Source organism: Nitratireductor kimnyeongensis (assembly GCF_019891395.1).
Taxonomy (GTDB): Bacteria; Pseudomonadota; Alphaproteobacteria; order Rhizobiales; family Rhizobiaceae; genus Nitratireductor; species Nitratireductor kimnyeongensis.
Genome location: NZ_CP078143.1, coordinates 3484321 through 3505161 on the forward strand (window position 1 = coordinate 3484321; position 20841 = coordinate 3505161).

A 20841-nucleotide genomic window follows, 5' to 3' on the forward strand; every position below is an offset into this window, starting at 1 on the left:
GAAGCGTGATTCAGCGCGGCTGTAAATCACGCTTTGAAACGAGATCTAACGTGGCGGCGCCACGCCGCGCAACAGAACGTCGAGGCTCATCGCCATGACGGTGGCAGACTGCACCATATCCTCGATGCCGACCCATTCGTCGGGTTGGTGGGCGAGATCGAGAATACCGGGGCCGTAGGCCACGCAGTCATGCAGGTGACCGATCCGCGAAATGTGCTTCTGGTCGTAGGTGCCGGGCGAAATCACATATTCCGGTTCCTTGCCGAAAACCTCGCGGATGCCGGCGGCAATGGCGCTCGGAACGGGGGCGTCTTCTTCGGTCATCAGCGGCAAGACCTCCATCAGATCGCGCATGGAATAGTCGAATTTCGGCCGCTCGCGCTTCAGGCGTTCCAGGATTGAGACCACTTCGCCCTTCACTTCGGAAATGTCCTCTTCGATGAGGAAACGGCGATCGATCACCATGCGGCAGGAGTGAGCCACGTTTGGCGCGGGGAGCCCCGGGAAAAAATCCTCCGTCTGCCCGCCATGGACCGAGTTTATGTTCATGGTGGAGCGGCGCGCGCCTTCGGGCACGACCGGCATGCGGGTTTCCTTGGCGTCGAGCGCGGGGAAAAGCTTGTCCTCGAAAGCATGGAGGAGGGCGCCCATGTGGCGAATGGCCGAATCGCCCAGGAACGGCATGGCGCCATGGGCTATCGCGCCATGCGTTTCGATCTCCGCCCACCACACACCGCGATGGCCAAGGCAGATGCGGTCCTTGTTGAGCGGCTCGGGAATGATGACGTGATCGACGCGGGGTTTTGAGAAGAAGCCCTTGCTGGCGAGATAGGCGACGCCACCAAACCCGCCGGACTCCTCGTCTGCCGTGCCGGAGATCTCGATGGCTCCGGGAAAATCCGGGTAAATTTCGAGAAACGCCTCGGCGGCGATGATGGAGGCCGCAAGCCCGCCCTTCATGTCGCAGGCCCCGCGTCCGTAAACCTTGCCGTCCTTCACGATGGCGGCATAAGGGTCGACCGTCCAGCCTTCACCGGCTTCCACCACATCGATATGAGAGTTGAAATGCACCGTTGCGCCGGGGCCGCGGCCCTCACGCCGCGCAATGACGTTAGTGCGCGGATAACGATCCGAATCGCCCGGAGCGCCGACGCCCCGGACAAATTGCGTGGCAAAGCCGTTCGCCTTCAGCCGACAGGCGATGTATTCGCAGCACGGCGTATAGGCGTCACCGGGCGGGTTCACCGTGGGATATCGGATCAGATCGGAGGTGAGTGCGACGAGGTCGTCGGTCCTGCGCCGCACAGCCAGGGCAAGCTGTTCGTTCATGAAGGCAATAGAGCGGCATGAAACCGGATTGGCAAGCTCGGCTGCGCACGGAAATGTGAAGAGGGCGAACTTGTCGCGCTCACGGCAGTATAGTTCTATTTACCAAGGACATTTGGGGTTTTGTCATGAATTGACGTTAGTTACGTCAAGACAACGGGTAGAAACTTAACACATGTAGCGGGGGGCGCTCATGAAACGGTTTTTCTTTGTACTGGCCTTGGCGGGCCTGATCCTTTCGGGCGGCGTAGCGCAAGGTTTCGCGGCTCGGCTTGTGGCCAAGGTCAGCGTTTCCAAACAGACCATGACGGTGATGCATGGGGGGCGCGTGTTGCATCGCTGGCGCGTTTCGACAGCGCGTCGCGGCTATGTGACGCCGCGTGGACAGTGGCGGCCAACGCGCATGCACAAGATGTGGCACTCGCGCAAATACGACATGTCGCCGATGCCCTATTCGATCTTCTACTATGGCGGCTACGCGATCCACGGCACCAATGCGGTGTCCAAGCTCGGCCGACCCGCCTCGCACGGATGCGTGCGCCTACACACGGCCAATGCAAAGCGTCTCTATTCGCTGGTGCGGAAGGTCGGACCGGGCAACACCCGGATCGTGGTCACGGACTGATCTTCCAAGGGCGGGCTACATTTCCCAACGCTTGTGGAACCACATCCACTGGCCGGGATCCTCGCGGACCCAACGCTCGACAACATCGTTGAGCAGTTGGGCGCTGGCTTCGATGTCGATCATGCCATCCGCCTGTGTTGGCAGGGTGATCTTGTCTTCAACGATGAGACGATAGCGGCCACCGGGCAGGCGCTTGCAGCGGGCCGGGTAAACATCGCAGCCATATTGTCGAGCGAGTTTCGGGAGCAACGGATTGGTTTTGCATTCACGGCCGAAGAAGTGCGTCTTCACGCCCTTGCGGAATTTCTGATCGACCAGAACGCCGATATTGCCGCCATCGTCCAGAACGCGGGCGAGCTGGAGAGCGGCACCCGCCTGTGACGGCACAAGCCCACCCATCGCGCTGCTGCGGGTTTTGAGGATGTAGTCGGCTACATAGGGATTGTTGGGCGGACGGAAGAGCGAGGTGGTGGCGAGCTCGAAGCGGGCGGCCGCGATGGGCAGAAACTCGAAATTGCCCAGATGGCCGGTGAAGAAAATGTGCGGGACATCTTTTTCGTCGCGCAGGCGTTTGAATATCTCCACACCTTCCACCTCGACACGGCCAGGGGTCTCGGCCTCCGGGTCGAAATCGAACAGCTTGTCGAGAAACACATATTCAGCTGCAAGGCGCGCCATGTTTCCCCACATATCGAGGGCGATGGTCTGGAGTTCGGCTTCGCTCTTTTCGGGATAGGCGTGGCGCAGATTGTCGACCGCGAGGCGATGGCGGCCCACCTTGGGCCCAAGTTTGCGGGCGACCTTTTCCGCCAGATCGAGCGCCTTTTCAGGCGGCAGCTTGCGCAGGAGCGTGAGAATACCGATCACCATGCGCGCGGTGAGCCAGTATTCCAGCGTCTTGAGGCGTTTGCCGGTTGTGTAGAGAAGGCGCTTCATGGGCGCGGGTCAGTCCACGCGCAGGATGATCTTGCCGAACACGTCGCGGCCTTCCATGCGGGCAAGCGCCTTGTCGATGTCGGCGAAGCTGACTTCGGTGTCGATGGCCGGAGAGCAAAGACCGCGTGCCATCTTCTGCATGGCATCTGCCATGTTTTCCATGCGGCAGCCGAAAGATCCGAAAATCTTGAGCTGCTGCTGGAAGAGCTGCATCAGGTTCATGTTGGTCGAGACACCGGAGGTGGAGCCGCAGGTGACAAGCCGCCCGCCGCGCTTCATGGAAAGGAGCGAGCCTGCCCATGTGTCAGCACCCACATGCTCAAACACGACATCGACGCCGCGCTTCTTCGTGATCTTGCGCACGACGCCCTCAAACCGGTCTTCGCGGTAGTTGATGACGTGATCGGCGCCAAGCGCCTTGGCCTTTTCCATCTTGTCATCGGAGCCCACCGTGGTGATGACGGTGCAGCCCATGCTTTTGGCGAGCTGGATGGCGGCGGTGCCGATGCCGGAGCCACCGGCCTGGATGAGAATGGTTTCTCCCGGCTCGAGCTTCGCATTGTCGAACAGCATGTGCTCGACCGTGCCGAAGGTGACGGGCGCAACGGCAGCGCCGATTTCGTCCACACCGGGCGGTGCGGGAACGAGCAGGCGCGCCGGCAGATTGATCTTTTCCTGCGCAAAGCCATCAAGATGGAAACCATGTACGCCGGAGACGTGTTCGCAAAGATTGTCGCGGCCCTCGCGGCAGGGACGGCACAGGCCGCAGGTGCGTGCGCCGTAGATGGAGACCAACTGGCCGGGAAGCAGATTGCTGACGCCGGGGCCGACCGTCTCGACCACGCCGGACGCCTCTGCGCCGACAACCAATGGCATCTTGCGTTTGGCGAATGCCATGCCGCGCCAGCCCCATACATCAATGTGGTTGAGGGCGACGGCGCGGATCTTCAGCGTCACTTCGCCCTGTCCGGGGGCTGGGGGCGGCGCAAGATCGACGGTTTCAAGCTTGCGGTCGGCGACGAGTTGAAGTGCGCGCATAATGAATTCCGATGGTTTCGGGCAATCTGAACCGGTCGATTAGACCGGTTCGCGGGCCATGACAAGGCAGGTGTTCTGTCCGCCGAAGCCGAAGGAGTTCGACAAAACGGTCGAAACCTGCGCCTCGCGCTTCACATTCGGCACCACGTCGAGCTCGATTGCCGGGTCCGGCGTGTCGTAATTGATGGTGGGCGGAATGACGCCTTCACGCATCGTCATGATCGAGAACACGGCCTCGATGGCACCGGCTGCAGAAAGCGTGTGGCCGATCATCGACTTGTTGGAGGAGATAGGGGTGGTCTTCATGCGCTCGCCAAAGACGGTCGAGAGCGACAGATGCTCCATCTTGTCGTTCTCCGGCGTCGAGGTGCCGTGCGCGTTGACATATTCGATCTCGTCCTCGGCCATGCCGGCATCGGCAAGGGCAGCGCGGACCGCGCCAATGGCAGGAGAGCCGTCGGGCTTGGAGCGGGTGCGATGGAAATCATCGGCCTTCTCGCCGCAGCCGCGCATGATGCCGAGGATTTCGGCGCCGCGCGCAAGCGCGCTTTCGAGCGATTCCAGGACGAGTGCGCCGGCACCTTCGGCAAGGACAAAGCCGTTGCGATCCTTGGAAAAAGGCCGCGAAGCCTTTTCCGGGTTGTCATTCTGGGTCGTCAGTGCGGACAGAAGCGAGAAGCGGATCAACGCTTCGGCGGTCGCCGACCCGTCCGCGCCAATGGCGAGCGCACGATCGCATTCGCCCCGGCGGATCGCTTCCGTGCCAAGCTGGATGGCAGTGGCGCCCGATGCGCAGGCCGTCGACATGGTGATCGGCAGACCGCGTGTGCCGTAGCGCTCGGCAAGCCTGTCGGCGATGGTGCCGAACTGGCTTTCCTCGAAAAGCTCCATGGCACGCGCTTCCCTTGCCGCTTCGATGAGCGAGGGATTGCCATTGTGGCTGCGGGCCTTGGCATAAAGCGCAAGGCGATGATGCCAGTCGAGCTCGACGGGAGGCGCTGCCAGAAAGAGCGGTCCGCCGAAATCGGAGGCAGGCAGACCGGACTGTTCGATGGCTTCCGCCGCGACGAGATCGGCAAGGTGGTGGGTGTGAACGCTTGCGCCCTTCGTGCTCGATGGCAGGAAGTCGACCATCCCGGAAATCGTGGTGGCGAGATGATCAATGGGAAAGCGCGTGATGGGGTGGATTCCGGAACGCCCGTTTATCAACGCATCCCAGTTCTCTGCACGGCCCTGGCCGAGAGAGGTGACGACACCCATTCCGGTGACGGCGATAACGGGTCTTCCAAAGCTGTCGGTCGTTTTCACGGGATCGCTTTCTCCAAAATCCTCCGGGAAGGAAGGATCAGGCTCTTTTGATGAGGCCCATGCCTTCGTAGCAATGATAGCCGATCGCAGTCGCCAGAACGGTCTCGGGCCTGCCATCGAATGCAGTCTCGTTTTTATCGTCGAAAGCCGGGTAGGGGCTGCCATGGTGCACGGCAAGTGCGGCAAGCGCGACTGCGAAGGGAAACTGCGCCTCCTTCATGTGGCCGGTGAGCGAGGAGAAGCCGCGCAGCGCAACATTGTCGTGCCGCGAAAGCGCCTCGCGTTCGGCTGCCGTTGCCGCATGGGCCCCGGACGCCCCTGAGAGCGCGAGAACAGGCGTCTCGGGAAGGGGGAGCTGATCGAGCATCCCTGCGATGCCGTCTGCCAACGGCTCGTTTTTGCGGCGGGTCCGGCGAGAGACGACCGGGCCGATTGATGCGTAGGCCTGGCGTCCGCGATTTTCCGCATGCGCGCGCGATTCCAGAACGAGAAACGCGCCGCCGGAACCGGTGATGACACCGCCGCCCTCTGCCTCGCTGCGCTGCCATACCGGCTTCCAGTCTTCACGATGCAGAAAACCGGCCAGCTCATAGGCAAGCAGCATGTCGGAATGCCCGGTCTGGAAGGACGCGCCGACCAGCACGTGCGAGGACTGGCCGGAGCGAATGCGCGCAGCTGCTGTCTCGATGGCCGAAACCCCGGCACCTTCCTCGCCCATGAAGGTGCGCGACGAACCGGTCACCTTGTGGACAATGGAGATATTGCCGGCAAGAAGATTGGAGAGCTGAGCCAGGAAAAGCGTCGGGCGCAGCTCCGTGGTGAGTTTCTCGTTGAGCAGGATATCGTGGTCGTCACGCTCGAGCGACGCGGCGAGAATGGCCTCGTCCACCGTCTCGTCACGCTCGCCCCCACCGGCCGCAACCACCATATCCATGGACGCGCAAAGCGCCTCGTCGTCCTTCATGCCCGCATCGTCGAGCGCCAGACCCGCCGCATAGGTGCCAAGGCGTTGCCAGGTTTCCATCTGGCGTTGATCGCCACGGCGCGGGATCTGCTGGCCCCAATCGATCTCGGGCAGGGGATGGATGCTGTAAGGTGCAAACCGTTCCGTATCGAGGACGGGAGACGGCGACTTTGCCGTCAGCGCCTGCCAGTGGGCATCTGCGCCCTCGCCAAGCGAGGAAACGATTCCCATGCCGGTGATAACTACGTCGCGCGGGCTCATGCCGCTCCCTTCAACGAACTACTGTCAGGAAAACTCAGCCGGCCTTGGCGGCCACCAGATCGTCGATCTTGGCGCAAAGGTTCTTCATGACGAAATACTCTTCCGTCGAAACCTTGCCGTCATTGACTTCCTGGGTCCACTTTTCCAGCGGAACCTTGATGCCGAATTCCTTGTCGATGGCAAAGACGATGTCGAGAAAGTCGAGGCTGTCGATGCCCAGATCGTCAATGGTGTGGCTTTCGGGGGTGATTTTCTCGCGGTCGATCTCGCTGGTTTCAGCGATGATGTCGGCAACCTTGTCGAATGTCGTCACGTGCAGCCCTCAGTCTGGGGAGATTCTCTTACAATAGGATGATCGTGGGGTCTCTAATCGGTTTTTGCCGGCAGGAAAAGGGGCAATAGGCAGCGCTGATCCCACGATCAGTTGAATTTGATCCGCGCGGCGACCGCGAGACTGTCGGCTCCGCGTGACAAAATGATGGCTTCGCCCTCACGAGCCGAAGCACCGATCAAGGCTTCGATGACTTCGAGATGGGTGACCAGAAACAGGTTTCCCGAACCGGTGTAGTCGTTGATTCGCTCCATGATCTCAGCCGTCTGCGCTTCCATTGTGCTCTCATTCAATGGCAGGTCGAGCGCAGGGAAGGCCTCGACGAGGCCTGCCCCGAACGCCTGGGTGGCCGTGTCGCGGGTGCGGCAGTAGCGGCTGGCTAGAACCTTTTCCACCGGCGCCGCGCGCGCCTCGACCAACGCGCCGATGCGTCGCGCCTGCAGACGTCCGCGCTCTGAGAGATTGCGCTGGGTCCCGCATTTCTCAATATCGAAATTGGCTGGATCTCCGTTTCCCGGTGCGATCGCGTGCCGCATCAGAACAACCTGACCGCCATTGCGCAGGAGCGCCCACCCAGCCTCGGTTGCCTGCGCCGGGAGGACGCCGAATAGAAAAGTGATGGCAACAAGCAGGCGAAGCATAGGCAATCCTCAAATCAATGTTCCTAGCATATAGGCACCGGGACCGGAGTTGAAAGCCGCCTCTCGCTCCAAAGCTGCCGCTCGCGCCTGAGTGGATTTGTCTGACGGATGGTTTCTCTTGGCAATCATTGCGGCTAAACACGTTGCATGTCTCCGCTTGTCGAAACCGTTTCCTTCGTTTTTGGGCTTGTTGCATTCGGCTATGTGGCCGGCTGGACCGGCTTGCTGAAGCCGCAGACGGGGGATGCATTGAGCGATTTTGCCGTGACCGTCGCGGTGCCTCTTCTGCTTTTCCGCACTATGGCGGGGGCCGCATTTGGCAGCAGTCTGCCATGGGCACTGTGGATCACCTATTTCACAGCGGTGGCTGTCGCCTGGGTGGTGGGACATCTGACAATTGTCCACCTGTTCGGGCGCGATGCGCGCGCCGGCGTGGTGGCGGGCCTCTCGACGAGTTTTTCCAATCTGGTCCTGCTCGGCATCCCCTTCATGCTCGGCGTGTTCGGACAGGACGGGTTCGAGATCCTCTCGCTGATCGTGTCGATCCATCTGCCGATCATGATGGGAATGTCGATTCTCTTGTTTGCTCTCGTCGGGCGCAAGGGTGGCAAAGCGCTTTCAATCATCCGCGAGTTTCTCACGAGGCTTTTTTCGAGCCCACTGATCATCGGCATTATTGCCGGCCTGCTCTGGCGCTTCTCGGGGCTCGAGATGCCGGCTCTCGGCGCCCGGTTTGTTGACGCGCTTGCCAATGTCGCCGGACCTGTCGCGCTTTTCGCCATGGGCCTTGGATTGCGCCGCTTTGGCATTTCGGGCGATGTGCGCCCGGCAATCGTGATCGCAGGGCTGAAACTTTTCCTGATGCCTGCCGTTGCCCTTGGTATGGCGCTGGCGATCGGTCTTCCGGTCTTCAGCGCCCAGATCGCCGTCGTCGCGGCCGGCCTGCCTTCCGGGGTCAATCCTTATCTGATTGCCTCACGTTTCGGTACGGGACAGGCGCTGGCTTCCAACGCGATGACCATCGCCACGGCTCTGGCGGTGCTCTCGACCGCGTTCTGGCTATCGGTGCTTCACTGGACCTATCAATGAGGCCAGTCAGCCCCTAGCCGCGGCGGTTCTCGGCAGTACGGTGCCGCCCAACAGAGGAGAAGACCCAAATGCTTCACAAGACAAGTCATTTCATGCGTCAGGCCAATTTCATCGATGGAGCCTGGGTCGAGGCGGATTCGGGTCAGACCATTGATGTCGTCAATCCCGCCAGCGGCCAGACGATCGGCACTGTGCCAAAGGCGGGCACGGCCGAAACCCGGCGCGCCATCCAGGCTGCCGAGGCCGCTTTTCATTCATGGAAAAAGACTTCCGCCGACCATCGTGCCAAGCTTCTGCGCAAGCTGCATGACGCGATCATGGACAATCAGGACGCACTCGCCGAACTTCTGGTCATGGAGCAGGGCAAGTCGTTTGCCGAGGCGAAGGGCGAGGTCGGCATGTCGGCCGCCTATATCCTCTGGTATGCCGAAGAAGGACGCCGGGTCTATGGCGATGTGGTGCCTTCGCCCTGGGCCGACCGGCGCATCCTGGTGACCAAGGAACCCGTCGGTGTCATCGGTGCGATCACACCGTGGAATTTTCCCTCCTCCATGCTGGCGCGCAAGCTCGGCCCAGCACTCGCCTCCGGCTGCACTGCAGTGGCCAAACCGGCTTCGCAGACCCCTTATTCCGGGCTCGCCTGGGGTGTGTTGTGCGAAGAGGCAGGGTTTCCAAAAGGTGTCGTGAACATTGTCACCGGCGCGGCATCCGAAATCGGCGATGAACTTTGCCAGAACCCGCTTGTCCGCAAGATCACGTTTACCGGCTCCACCGAGGTCGGAAAGACGCTGATCGAAAAGACGGCGGGCACGGTGAAAAAAGTGTCCATGGAACTGGGCGGAAACGCACCTTTCCTCGTCTTCGATGACGCGGATATCGATCGCGCGGTGGAAGGTGCGATTGCGGCCAAATACCGCAACTCCGGCCAGACCTGCGTCTGCACAAACCGGTTCTTCGTGCAGGCGGGCATTTACGACACGTTTGTAGAGAAGCTCTCGGCCGCTGCCGTGAAGCTCAAAGTGGGGTCGGGCCTTGAGGAAGGAACCCAGCAGGGCCCGTTGATCGATGAGAAGGCGGTCGAGAAGGTTGAGGAACTGATCGCCGATGCCACGGGCAAGGGGGGCAAACTGGCTGCCGGCGGCGCGCGCCATGCGCTGGGCGGGACGTTCTTTCAGCCGACCGTCATTTCCAATGCCACGCCCGACATGCGTTTCATGAAGGAAGAGATTTTCGGCCCCGTTGCGCCGGTGTTCCGGTTCGAGACGGAAGAAGAGGCCGTCAATCTCGCCAACGATACCGTGTTCGGTCTTGCCTGCTATTTCTACACCGGCGATCTGGGCCGGGCCTTCCGTGTTATGGAAGGGCTGAAATACGGGCTTGTCGGGGTGAATGAAGGCATCATCACCACGGTCGAGGCGCCGTTTGGCGGCCTCAAGGAATCGGGCCTCGGCAAGGAAGGCGGACATCAGGGCATCGAAGACTATCTCGATACAAAATATGTCTGCATCGGCGGATTGGGGCTCTAGGGACAGGGTGCGGATTTCTCCGGAAGATCACGCATTGATGCGATGAAGACCGCTGGCACGGGTGTCTGTGCGCAGCGGTCATGACCGCCTGCAATGCGCCGCCAATCCTGCAGCTTGGCGAACGTCATCCCGATCCTCGCACGTTGCGCGCAGGGGACATGTGCGAAGGGGACGTGTGTCTGCCCCCACTTCTGTCGTTGCCTGTGTCTTCGATGCGAATGGTCGATCTGCGGATCAACCGCCGTGCATCTCGATGATTTGTCTTTCCGCTTCCGGTATAAAGGCGTCAGGTATCTTCGGCAGATCGCGCCTTTAGCCACGACATGACCTCACTCACGGGCCCGCTGTTCTTTGCGGTTCGAGGAATGAGGACATAGAAGTCATTTCCGCTGGCCTCCCACATCTCACCAACCTCGACCAGACGACCGGCTTGAAGGTCTTGCGCCACCAGAAACCGGCTAACCAGGGCCACACCCTGACCGGCGATGGCTGCATCCACTGCGAGCGATGTCTGACTGAGGCGAAGGCCGCGAGGTGATCGGTCTTGCACGCCCAAGAACGCAAGGTAACTTGGCCACAGGTCGTGCGTATCGTGGATCTTCGACCGTTTGGACAGGGTTTCCGGATCGAGCGGATGGCCGCCGAGGCCAGCGAGCTTTGGTGAAGCTACCGCTATCAGTGTCTGTTTGAAAAGCAATGTCACGTCCAACGATGCGCCAAATGGCGGCGATCCCTGCCGCACCGCAAGGTCGATCCCGTCGCTATGAAAGCTTGAAACTTTGTCGGTGGCCAGGATCCGTAGATCGATATCCGGGTGCGCTGCAGTGAAGTCCGGCAGGTTTGGTATCAGCCATTTTGCGGCGAAGGTTGGGGTTACGCTGACGACGACTTTATTGGGCTCCGGCTTCAACTCGGCGGTAGCCGCGCGAAGATCCGCGAAGACGCCTGCAATCCGGCTGTGAAAGCTGCGTCCGACCGAGGTGAACGCCAGGCCCTTCGGCACACGTTCGAACAGGATGACATCCAGATGAGCCTCGAGTTGGCGCACCTGTTGCGCAACGGCCCCTTGTGTGACGCCCAACTCATCGGCAGCGGCGCGGAAACTGAGGCGACGGCCTGCCGCATCAAATGCGCGCAAGCTGTTGAGAGGAGGAAGGTCAGTCATTGAGCAATAGTAATTCTACAGGAACAAAACAGCAAACCTGAATCGAAATCGCCCCAAATCCGTGCGATCTCATTCGAAACCATTGAGGAGCTCAATCATGGCAGTAGAAAAAGTGGCGTTGATAACGGCTGGGGGCAGCGGCATGGGTGCAGATGCAGCGCGAAGGTTGGCTGCAGATGGGTTCAAGGTCGGCATTCTCTCATCGTCAGGCAAGGGTGAAGCGCTCGGTGCAGAGTTGGGCGGTTTCGGGGTGACCGGTTCAAATCTTGATGGCGAAGCCCTGTCCGCGTTGATCGAGGGTGCGAAGGATCGCTGGGGCCGTGTTGACGTATTGGTGAACTCAGCGGGCCATGGGCCGAAGGGCCCGGTTCTGGAGATCAGTGATGAGGATTGGCATCACGGCATGGAAGTCTACCTGATGAATGTGATCCGTCCGACGCGGCTGGTCACATCCCTGATGCAGGCGCAGGGTGGCGGAGCGATCATCAACATCTCGACCTTTGCAGCGTTCGAGCCCGACCCGCTCTTTCCAACATCGGGCGTCTTTCGAGCGGGGCTGGCAGCCTTCACAAAGCTCTACTCAGATAAGTATGCGTCACAGAACATCCGCATCAACAACGTGCTTCCCGGCTTCATAGACAGTCTGCCCGAAACAGAAGATCGCAAGGCGCGTATTCCAATGGGCCGTTACGGCTACGCATCGGAAGTGTCTTCGCTGATTTCATGGCTAGCCTCTGAAGAAGGAGGCTATATGACAGGGCAGAACCTGCGCATAGACGGGGGGCTGACGCGTGCCGTCTGAAACCATCGCCTGCGGGGCATCGCGTGATCGCCTTGTTTTTGCGGTCAAATGGGGCGCATCCGCCGTTCAGATCATGGGTTACACCGCGACGGGGTTTGGTTGGACACCCTGGAACCTTTATCTTTTTCTTGTCGGTGTTGTGGGATGGTTCGCCGTCGGAGCACTATGGGATGACAAGGCGTTGATGCTTGTCCATCTGGTGGCGCTTGGCGCGATGATCGCTGGAATGACGAGCAACTGACACGCGAGAATAGTCATTCGAGGAGCGCGCAGTATTGTGTGGATTTGGGGGCGGAGCCATCATGCGGCATCGTTGAGATCAAGGGGCTTGACCTCGATCCTCAATCACGAGCACGCAGAAGCGGCATCAACATGCCGGTTTTCCTTGACTTTTTTTTAGATGGGACAGAGTTCCTATGGCACCGGGGTGCGGCTGCGGGTTAAGTAGTGCACCTGACGAGTCGGAGGGACCAGATGCCGTTTCAGGACAAAACCGGGTCGAGGCGTTTCGTGCTTGCGAGTGTCGGGCTTTTCATGGCGGTTGCCGCAATCTATGCGGCGTACCGGCTCTTCACGCCACCCGCACCCGAGATCGACGTCGCCTACAACACGGTGAGCAGGGATGGCATTTATCAGGTCATGTTCGAGACCGAAGCCCAGCCCATCCCTGTCAACGAAACCCATGATTGGGTGGTGACGATCACCACGCCTGACGGCACGCCGGTCACCGACGCCTCCCTGTCCATCGATGGCGGGATGCCGGCCCATGGCCACGGCCTGCCGACCGAACCGCAGATGGCGGAAAATCTGGGAGATGGGCAGTACCGGGTGGAAGGACTACGCTTCAATATGGGCGGGCATTGGGAAATCCGCATCGGAATCTCGGCCGATCCGGGGCTCGACGAGGCGGTCTTCAATCTGGAACTCTGAAATGAAGACGGCGCGCCGCCATGTTGCAATGGGCGCGCTGTGCGGACTGCTTGCGCTATCGGCCTGCGATGCGGGTAAGCTGAGCGAAGACGAGAAGGCGAAGATCGCATCGCTTTCCATCGATGCGCTGGCTCCCGTTCCACCTGCACCGGGAAATCGCTTTTCAGACGATCCTCAGGCAGCGGATTTCGGCCGCCTGCTTTTTTTCGATGAGGGGTTGAGCGGGACCGGAACCATCTCCTGCGCCACATGCCACATTCCCGATCAGCAGTTTCAGGACGGCCGCCCGCGCGGTGTCGGATCCGATGAAACAGATCGACGCACCATGCCGCTTGAGGGGGTTGCATGGAATATCTGGCAATTCTGGGACGGCAGGCGTGACAGTCTATGGGCGCAGGCGCTCACCCCCCTCGAGGACCCGCGCGAACACGGAGGCGACCGGACGGCATATGCGCGCCACATCGCCGAGGCGTATGCCGGAACGTATCAGCAGATTTTCGGGTCCTTGCCAGACTTTTCGCAAATGCCGGAGAATGCCAGCCCGCTTGGTACAGAGGCCGAGCGCGCAGAGTGGTCTGCGATGAAACCGGGGCAGCAGGAAGCGGTCAACCGGGTGTTTTCCAATATCGGCAAGGCGATTGAGGCCTTCGAGCGTACGCTGGTGCCATCCGAAACCCGTTTCGACCGTTTTGCACGGGCCATTATGGCGGGGAACGAGCCAGAAGGGGACGCGGCTTTCAGCGATCTGGAGCTCGAGGGGCTGCGGCTCTTCATCGGCAAGGCCAATTGTCTCGAATGCCACAACGGCCCGCGTTTCACGGACGACCATTTTCACAACACGGGTGTCCCGCCTGTCGCAGGGTTGCCGGAGGATCTGGGGCGGGCGTTGGGTGTCTCTGCAGTACAAGCCGACCCGTTCAACTGTCTGGGGCGCTACAGCGACGCAGCTCCGGATGCATGTGAAGCCCTGCGCTTCATGAAGCGCGACGCGGCGGCGATGGAACGGGCCTACAAGACGCCCTCCCTGCGTGGTGTGGCGGGCCGTCCGCCCTATATGCATGCCGGGCAGATCGCCACCTTGGATGCCGTGATCGACCACTACAGCAGCGCTCCCGATGCGGCCTCGGGGCAAAGTGAAATTCGCGGTGTGGTGTTCACGGATCGCGGGCGGCAGGCGCTGATTGCCTTCCTCAAGACACTGGATGCAACGCCCGCTAGCGATCCTTGACCGTTTCCATCGTCACGAAGGTGGAGGTGCGGGCGACGTGTGGCAGGGCGGAGATACGCTCGCCCAGCACCTTGCGATAGCTCGAAATATCGCGCGTCCGCACCTTGAGCAGGTAGTCGAAGCCGGCCGCCGTCATGTGACACTGCTCGATCTCGGGCACGGCAAGAACCGCCTTGTTGAAGGCGGCGAGGGCGGATGAGCGGGTGTCCTCCAACTCCACCTGGACAAAGGCTATGTGGCCTTCGCCGATGCGCGCACGGTCGATGATTGCCGAATAACCGCGAATATAACCTTCCTTCTCCAGACGGCGCAGACGTGCCTGAACCGGGGTTTTGGAGAGCCCCACCCGACGCGCGAGCTCGGAGATGGAAAGCCGCCCATCCTTGGTCAGGGCATCGAGAATATTGCGGTCGATACGGTCAACACGTTCTGTTGTCATGTAAAATGAAGCTCTCAAAACACCATTTTAGATGGAAGGATAGTCCATATGATCTGAGAAGGGCAATAGATTAGCCCGAACGGCCATAACCGCTGTGATATGATCGCTTCGTTGCGGCGGCAGGGACGCCGGGAGCACCAATCCACATCGAGGACATCATGCAGAAGAATGCGCCGCACAACCTTCGGGAAGAAATCAGGGCTCACTACCTGGTCGATGAAGCGGAGGCGCTGCAGCGGCTGGTTGCTCTGGCAGATCTGACTTGGGAAGACAGAGACCGGATATCTGCCAACGCAGCCGAATTGGTGCGGGCGGTGCGTTCGTCGAGCGATATGCACATGATGGAGGCGTTTCTTTCCGAATATGGCCTTTCGACCCAGGAAGGTGTGGCGCTGATGTGTCTTGCCGAGGCGCTTCTGCGCGTGCCTGACGCCGAAACCATGGACGATCTGATCCGCGACAAGATCGCGCCGCATGACTGGTCCGCTCATTCGGGTGAATCGGCATCGATCTTCGTGAATGCTTCGACCTGGGCGCTGATGCTGACGGGGCGTGTTCTCGACGATGAGGGCGACGGAGTGGAAGCGATCCTGCGCGGGCTGGTGCGCCGCATGGGCGAACCCGTGATCCGCACTGCCGTGTCGCGCGCGATGCGTGAGATGGGCGAGCAGTTCGTGCTTGGCCGAACCATCGAGGAAGCGCTGAAGCGCGGCCGCTCCATGGTGGAAAAGGGCTATACATATTCCTATGACATGCTCGGTGAGGCGGCCCGAACGGAAGCGGACGCGCAGCGCTACCACAAGGCCTACGCGGATGCCATTGCTGCACTGAAACGATATTCCAACCGCGACGATATTCGCGAGAATCCGGGCATTTCCGTCAAGCTGTCAGCGCTTCACCCACGCTATGAAGCAACGCAGAAAACGCAGATGCTGCCGGTGATGACCGAGCGGCTTAAGAGCCTCGCCCTGGCAGCGCGGGACGCACGCATGGGCCTCAACATCGATGCAGAGGAGGCGGACCGTCTCGACCTTTCGCTCGACGTGATCGAAGCGGTTCTGGCCGATGAGGACCTTGCCGGCTGGGACGGGTTCGGTGTGGTGGTGCAGGCCTATGGTCCCCGAGCGCCATTCGTACTCGACTGGCTTTACGCACTTGCAACGCGGCTTGACCGGCGCATCATGGTGCGGCTCGTGAAAGGTGCTTACTGGGATACGGAAATCAAGCGCGCCCAGGTGATGGGGCTCGACGGTTTCCCCGTCTTTACCCGCAAGGTCAACACGGATGTGAGCTACATTGCCTGCGCTCGCAAGCTCTTGGGGATGACGGATCGCATCTACCCGCAATTCGCCACGCACAATGCTCATACGGCGGCGGCTATTCTGGCCATGGCGCCGGACAAGTCGCTGTTCGAGTTTCAGCGTCTGCACGGGATGGGCGAAGCGTTGCACGAGACCGTGCGCAAGCGGGAAGGGACACGCTGCCGTATCTATGCGCCGGTGGGCGCACACCAGGATCTGCTCGCCTATCTGGTGCGTCGGCTTCTTGAGAATGGCGCGAATTCGTCCTTCGTGCATCAGATCGTTGACGAGGATGTGAGCGCGGAAGAAATCGCCGCCGATCCGTTCACTGGCGTGGAAGCGGCGGGACGTGCGGCCAATCCGGCCATCGAGCGCCCTTCGGAGATTTTCGGCCCGAGCCGGAAGAACGCTAGGGGCTGGGACATCACGGACCCGGTGACCATGCACAAGCTTGATGCAGCCCGCGGGGCATATGCCGCACCGTTCCAGTGGGAGGCCCGCTCCATCACCCCTGCGAAGGGAGATGGGGGCGTGCGGAAGGTGATCAATCCGGCGCGGCTTTCCGAGACCGTGGGCACGGTGCGCGATGCCACGCGGGAACAGGCGGGGGAGGCGGTGGCCGTTGCACTGCAGGCGCAGCCCGGCTGGGCAAACACGCCGGTTTCCGAACGGGGCAGAATTTTGCGTGATGTTGCCGATCTCTACGAAAAGCACGCGGCGGAATTCTTTGCGCTCGCCACGCGCGAGGCCGGCAAATCACTTGCCGACGGCATCGCGGAGGTGCGTGAGGCAGTGGATTTTCTGCGCTACTACGCTCGCGAGGCGGCACAGGTGGAGAAAGACACGCAGGCGCGCGGTGTTATCGTCTGCATTTCGCCGTGGAATTTTCCGCTCGCCATCTTCACCGGCCAGATCGCAGCGGCACTCGTGACGGGCAATGCGGTCATTGCCAAGCCGGCCGAGCAGACATCGCTGATCGCGGCCCGCGCCGTCGCTATGATGCATGAGGCGGGCGTGCCGGCTAAGGTGCTGCAACTTCTCATCGGCGATGGTCCGACGGTGGGTGGCCCCCTGACCGCAGATCCGCGCATTGCCGGCGTGTGTTTCACCGGTTCGACCGAAGTGGCGCGGCTGATCGAGCGGCAGCTTGCCGACAATGCCGGCCCTGAAGCCATGCTGATCGCGGAGACAGGCGGGCTCAACGCGATGATTGTCGATTCCACCGCGCTCCCGGAGCAAGCCGTGCGCGACATTGTCGCTTCCGCCTTCCAGAGTGCGGGACAGCGCTGCTCTGCCCTTCGCATGCTCTACGTGCAGAAGGATGTGGAACGTCGGGTTCTCGAAATGCTGAAGGGAGCCATGCAGGCGCTTGGCATTGGTGATCCGTGGGAGGTCTCGACCGATGTCGGTCCGGTGATCGACGATGAAGCGCGCGAGACGATCAGTACCTATGCTCAGGAGATGTCGGACAAGGGGCGCTTGATTGCGGCGCTTGATGTGCCGGAGGGCGGGCGTTTCGCGGCTCCATCCGCCTTCAAGGTATCCGGGATCAGCGAACTCGAGCGCGAAATCTTCGGGCCAATACTGCATGTGGCGACATTTGAGGCAGACGACATCGACAGGGTTATTTCCGATGTTAATGCAAAAGGTTACGGCCTGACGTTTGGGCTTCACACACGCATCGATGCCCGCGCACAGCACGTGATCGACCGCGTGCACGCCGGCAATATCTACGTGAACCGAAATCAGATCGGCGCTGTCGTCGGTTCGCAGCCCTTCGGCGGAGAAGGGCTTTCAGGAACGGGGCCGAAGGCGGGTGGCCCGCATTATCTGCGCCGTTTTCGGCGCGGTGCGGAGATTGCACAGGCGACACCTTCAGGGGCCGCGCTCGGCGCGGATGCCGTGAAACCTCTTCTGCCTGCGATAGACAAAAACTGGACGGTGCGCGCGGACAGGCTGCCGATCCTGCGCAAGCTCCTGCGCGGCAAGGCACAGGAAGCGATGGCTGCGTCAGCCGCGCTGGATCAGGGGCCGCTCGACCTGCCGGGGCCAACCGGCGAGGCCAACACGCTGATGCTTACGCCGCGTGGCCGTGCGCTCTGTCTCGGCGTGGATGATGAGGTCTTGCTGGCGCAGGTCGTGCAGGCGCTGTCGGGCGGAAACGTAGTGCTTGCAGTGCATCCGGAAGCACGACGCATTCTCAAGCCGCTGCTCGGGCAGGGACTTCCGCTGGAGGCCGCTGACGGCACGGTTTCTCCCGACGTCCTGACCGCTCTTGCCGTTGATCTGGTGGCCGCAAATGGCGGCGCTGATTGGCTCAGGACCCTGCGCCGGGCGCTCGCCATGCGGGAAGGGGCGATTGTCCCGTTGATCGTGGAGCCGATCTACCCGGCAGCCTATGCACACGAACGCGCGATCTGTGTCGACACGACGGCAGCCGGCGGCAATGCGAGCCTTTTGGCTTCGGTATAGTCTGAAAATTCACCGCGCAGCCCGGCGGCTGCGCGGACCGTGCGGGATCAGCGGCGAAAGGCCAATGGCACAGTGAAGCCCCAGCTTGAGCGGCCCGCTTCATCCGGAATCCGCGGGAAGGGCGCGGCGCGGCGCACCGTGTCGAGGGCGGCCTGATCGAGGACGCCCGATCCGGAACTGCGGACGATACGGACGCCGCTGACCGACCCGTTGCGCGCGATCGTGAAGCGCACGTGGACCTCGCCCTTGAGCCGCTGGCGTTTTGCCGCGCTCGGATAACGAAGGGAACGCCGCAGCTTCGAGACAACCTTGCCTGGATAGTTGGAGACGCGCGCATTGCCACTCTGCGTGGCGCGCGCCTCTTGCCGGCCCTTGGAGGCCTTTCCGGCGTTCTTCTTCCCCGAAGCCGTTCCACGGCGGGCATCCTGCGTGTCGCGGCCCTTTGAGCCGGCGCTGCGCTTTTTGGGCGGTGCCGTTTTGGCCTCGCGGACCTGCTTCTTCTCGGCCTTTGGCTTGGGGGGCGGTGTGTAGGCGGGGCGGGGCGTTGGAACCGGTGCTTCCGAGAGCGCTGCCACAATCTGCGCGTTCTCGACCGGCTCGACAGCCTCTGCGGTCTCTGCCTCTGTCATTTCGACAACGGGTTGCTCGGCTTCAACGACCTGGGGAGAGGTTTCGTCGACCACGGTTTCGACGGGTGTTTCGGGCGGCGCCTCGCTCGCCGTTTCGGGCTGAACCGGTTCCGTTTCCGGCTGCACCTCGGGCAGGACTTTCTCGGTCGTTTCACCGGCGGCGACCATATCGGCAAAGGCGTTGCCAGCGATAGCGATCTCCGTCGCGCCGCCACCGGCGATCTCGATATCTGTCGAGCGGTTCATCACATAGACCGCTGCCCCCGCGTGAAGGCTTAACGACAAGGCCAGCGCTACGGCCCATTTCCATGCCCGCATTTTCATTCCGCCGCACGTTCCGTGATGATGCTGATCCTGCTGGCACCGGCTGCCTTGAGGGCGCCGACGATGTCGACGAGTTTGGCGGCCGGCAGGTCGCGGTCTGCTGCCACCTTGATCTCGAGTTGTCTTGCAGCCTCTTCACCAAGGGTTTCTGCGCGCGCGAGCATGAAACCCTGCGCATCTGTCGCCGTACCGCGCAGGCGCATCTCACCCTCCTGGGTGACGAACAGCGCATTCGGCGGTTCCGACGGATCGGCCTCGACGGTGGAGATCAGGCTGACATCATTGTCGAGCGGCGGGGTCAGCGTGCCGGCAACGAGGAAAAAGATCAGCATCAGGAACACGATGTTAATCAGTGCGATCGTGCTTTCCCGCTGGCGGGGCTGCTTGGGACGGGCAAGGCGGAGCATGGGGATTACCTCGCGACGGAAAGGTTGAGTTCGGTGTTGCGACGAATGTTTTCCACCGCCTCGACCAGCTGCTGGGATGTAAGATCGCCGCGCACCAGGAGAACGGCGGTCTCTGCGCCGGCTTCCTTCAAACGTCCGAGTTCGGCGATGGCGGCCTCTTCGGCGAGCGTCTGGCCGTTGACGCGCCAGCCCGCCGGGTCATCGACGCGGATCAGCACGTCCGGCGGATTGCCGGCAGCGGAACTCGAGGCCGGGCCACCGGAAATCTCGACCTTTGCGAAGCGGGTGAAGGTCGAACTCAGCATGAAGAAAAGCAGCAGAAGGAAGATCACATCGATCAGCGATGTCAGCGAAAGGGGCCTTCTCTTCCTGATTGCAGCCGCATCAATGCGCATAGCTCTCACCTGTCACAAGCCGTGGCGCGCCGGCATCTGCCGACGTTGCCTGTTCTTCCGCTTTTTCGATTGATGCGTGGGACAGCACGGTTGCGGTCATGGTCTCGATGGCGACGCGCTCGTTTTCGATGCGTGTCTCGAACCAGGTAAGAAGAAGCGAAACCGGCATGGCGACAGCGAGGCCGCAGGCGGTGGTCAGCAAGGCCACCCAGATGCCGCCAGCAAGCAGCGACGGATCCACAGAGTTCCCTGCCTCCTGAAGTCTTTGAAAGGCTTCGATCATGCCGAGAACGGTGCCGAACAGGCCAAGCAGAGGCGCGACCTGGGCGATCGCGTCCAGCGCACGGAACCCCCGTTGCAGATCATGCAGACGACCAAGAGCCAGGCGGCTGATTTCGTCTTCGATCGCGCCTTTGTCCGCTTTTGCTGCGGCGAGCCGCATGGTGGTGGCGAGTGTTTCTTCCAACGGAGAACGGGCATTGGCGAGCATGGAGCGCGCTTCGCCCTGATTGTGGTGGAACCAGGCATGAAGTGCGCGGTTGGAACGCCCATGCCGTCCCACGCGCTCGCGCTGAAACTGCATGAATTTCAAAAGGATCAGCGCCACGGCAAAGACAGACAGCACGAGCAGGATTGCTACGACCGGGCCGCCGAGCTGGAGAAAGGAGCCTATTGAAGAGATGAGGCCATCGAACATTGGGGCA

The 20841-nt window shown here is 61.3% G+C and carries 21 protein-coding genes; 8 read left to right on the forward strand and 13 right to left on the reverse strand.

The genetic code is table 11. From position 1 onward, the window contains the following. Positions 1-45: 45 nt before the first annotated feature. Complete coding sequence (locus tag KW403_RS16540; protein WP_223020514.1) at positions 46-1329, reverse strand: acetylornithine deacetylase/succinyl-diaminopimelate desuccinylase family protein; 1284 nt, start codon at positions 1327-1329, stop codon at positions 46-48. Between the two features lie 190 nt (positions 1330-1519). Here KW403_RS16540 and KW403_RS16545 point away from each other — a divergent pair, with 190 nt between their 5' ends. Further along, positions 1520-1951 (forward strand): L,D-transpeptidase, encoded by a 432-nt coding sequence (locus KW403_RS16545; protein ID WP_223020515.1) that lies wholly within the window; start codon positions 1520-1522, stop codon positions 1949-1951. Between the two features lie 15 nt (positions 1952-1966). Here the strand turns inward: KW403_RS16545 and KW403_RS16550 are convergent, their stop codons facing one another. From KW403_RS16550 to KW403_RS16575, 6 genes are all read right to left on the reverse strand, one after another. Next, the gene (locus tag KW403_RS16550; protein ID WP_223020516.1) at positions 1967-2887 is read right to left on the reverse strand and encodes a lipid A biosynthesis lauroyl acyltransferase; all 921 of its coding nucleotides are present in this window, start codon (positions 2885-2887) and stop codon (positions 1967-1969) included. Between the two features lie 9 nt (positions 2888-2896). Then, positions 2897-3925, reverse strand: a complete 1029-nt coding sequence (locus KW403_RS16555; RefSeq protein WP_223020517.1) for a zinc-binding dehydrogenase — start codon at positions 3923-3925, stop codon at positions 2897-2899. Positions 3926-3964: 39 nt separating this feature from the next. Then, positions 3965-5185 (reverse strand): beta-ketoacyl-ACP synthase, encoded by a 1221-nt coding sequence (locus KW403_RS16560; RefSeq protein ID WP_246637978.1) that lies wholly within the window; start codon positions 5183-5185, stop codon positions 3965-3967. A gap of 85 nt (positions 5186-5270) precedes the next feature. Then, complete coding sequence (locus tag KW403_RS16565; protein ID WP_223020519.1) at positions 5271-6458, reverse strand: beta-ketoacyl-ACP synthase; 1188 nt, start codon at positions 6456-6458, stop codon at positions 5271-5273. Between the two features lie 34 nt (positions 6459-6492). Beyond that, a complete protein-coding gene (locus KW403_RS16570; protein WP_223022616.1) occupies positions 6493-6777 on the reverse strand; it encodes an acyl carrier protein in 285 nt (94 codons plus the stop codon). 101 nt (positions 6778-6878) lie between these two features. Next, positions 6879-7430 (reverse strand): histidine phosphatase family protein, encoded by a 552-nt coding sequence (locus tag KW403_RS16575; protein WP_223020520.1) that lies wholly within the window; start codon positions 7428-7430, stop codon positions 6879-6881. A 147-nt stretch (positions 7431-7577) separates the two neighbouring features. On the opposite strand from KW403_RS16575, the gene KW403_RS16580 reads away from it, so the two are divergent. Together KW403_RS16580 and KW403_RS16585 are read left to right on the forward strand one after the other, a co-directional pair. After that, positions 7578-8519 carry an AEC family transporter gene (locus KW403_RS16580; protein ID WP_223020521.1) on the forward strand — a complete coding sequence of 314 codons (942 nt, stop codon included), beginning with the start codon at positions 7578-7580 and terminating at the stop codon, positions 8517-8519. A gap of 68 nt (positions 8520-8587) precedes the next feature. Next, on the forward strand, positions 8588-10045 hold the full coding sequence (locus KW403_RS16585; RefSeq protein WP_223020522.1) for an NAD-dependent succinate-semialdehyde dehydrogenase: 1458 nt from the start codon (positions 8588-8590) through the stop codon (positions 10043-10045). 286 nt (positions 10046-10331) lie between these two features. On the opposite strand, the gene KW403_RS16590 is transcribed toward KW403_RS16585, so the two are convergent. Continuing rightward, a complete protein-coding gene (locus tag KW403_RS16590) occupies positions 10332-11210 on the reverse strand; it encodes a LysR substrate-binding domain-containing protein (RefSeq protein WP_223020523.1) in 879 nt (292 codons plus the stop codon). A gap of 97 nt (positions 11211-11307) precedes the next feature. On the opposite strand from KW403_RS16590, the gene KW403_RS16595 reads away from it, so the two are divergent. The 4 genes from KW403_RS16595 (at position 11308) to KW403_RS16610 (ending at position 14170) form a co-directional block, all read left to right on the forward strand. Then, on the forward strand, positions 11308-12012 hold the full coding sequence (locus tag KW403_RS16595) for an SDR family oxidoreductase (protein WP_223020524.1): 705 nt from the start codon (positions 11308-11310) through the stop codon (positions 12010-12012). Then, positions 12002-12253 carry a DUF6552 family protein gene (locus KW403_RS16600; RefSeq protein WP_223020525.1) on the forward strand — a complete coding sequence of 84 codons (252 nt, stop codon included), beginning with the start codon at positions 12002-12004 and terminating at the stop codon, positions 12251-12253. The genes KW403_RS16595 and KW403_RS16600 overlap by 11 nt, the downstream gene beginning before the upstream one ends. 233 nt (positions 12254-12486) lie before the next feature. Next, positions 12487-12942 (forward strand): FixH family protein, encoded by a 456-nt coding sequence (locus tag KW403_RS16605; RefSeq protein ID WP_246637821.1) that lies wholly within the window; start codon positions 12487-12489, stop codon positions 12940-12942. A gap of 1 nt (position 12943) precedes the next feature. Beyond that, positions 12944-14170 carry a cytochrome-c peroxidase gene (locus KW403_RS16610; RefSeq protein ID WP_223020526.1) on the forward strand — a complete coding sequence of 409 codons (1227 nt, stop codon included), beginning with the start codon at positions 12944-12946 and terminating at the stop codon, positions 14168-14170. On the opposite strand, the gene KW403_RS16615 is transcribed toward KW403_RS16610, so the two are convergent. Further along, positions 14157-14609: an Lrp/AsnC family transcriptional regulator gene (locus KW403_RS16615; protein ID WP_223020527.1), complete on the reverse strand. Its 453-nt coding sequence runs from the start codon at positions 14607-14609 to the stop codon at positions 14157-14159. The two genes, KW403_RS16610 and KW403_RS16615, sit on opposite strands and share 14 nt — an antisense overlap. A 158-nt stretch (positions 14610-14767) precedes the next feature. Between KW403_RS16615 and putA the strand changes: the two genes are divergently transcribed. Next, entirely contained in the window at positions 14768-18382 is a 3615-nt protein-coding gene (gene putA, locus KW403_RS16620; RefSeq protein ID WP_223020528.1) for a bifunctional proline dehydrogenase/L-glutamate gamma-semialdehyde dehydrogenase PutA, read from the forward strand. 47 nt (positions 18383-18429) lie between these two features. On the opposite strand, the gene tolA is transcribed toward putA, so the two are convergent. From tolA to KW403_RS16640, 4 genes are read right to left on the reverse strand one after another with little or no spacing between them, the layout of a single operon-like run. Further along, complete coding sequence (gene tolA / locus KW403_RS16625; RefSeq protein WP_246637822.1) at positions 18430-19329, reverse strand: cell envelope integrity protein TolA; 900 nt, start codon at positions 19327-19329, stop codon at positions 18430-18432. A 2-nt stretch (positions 19330-19331) separates the two neighbouring features. Continuing rightward, the gene (locus KW403_RS16630; protein WP_223020530.1) at positions 19332-19742 is read right to left on the reverse strand and encodes an ExbD/TolR family protein; all 411 of its coding nucleotides are present in this window, start codon (positions 19740-19742) and stop codon (positions 19332-19334) included. A gap of 5 nt (positions 19743-19747) precedes the next feature. Next, on the reverse strand, positions 19748-20137 hold the full coding sequence (locus KW403_RS16635) for a biopolymer transporter ExbD (RefSeq protein ID WP_223020531.1): 390 nt from the start codon (positions 20135-20137) through the stop codon (positions 19748-19750). Further along, positions 20127-20834 carry a MotA/TolQ/ExbB proton channel family protein gene (locus tag KW403_RS16640; RefSeq protein ID WP_223020532.1) on the reverse strand — a complete coding sequence of 236 codons (708 nt, stop codon included), beginning with the start codon at positions 20832-20834 and terminating at the stop codon, positions 20127-20129. The genes KW403_RS16635 and KW403_RS16640 overlap by 11 nt, the downstream gene beginning before the upstream one ends. Between the last annotated feature and the right edge of the window lie 7 nt (positions 20835-20841).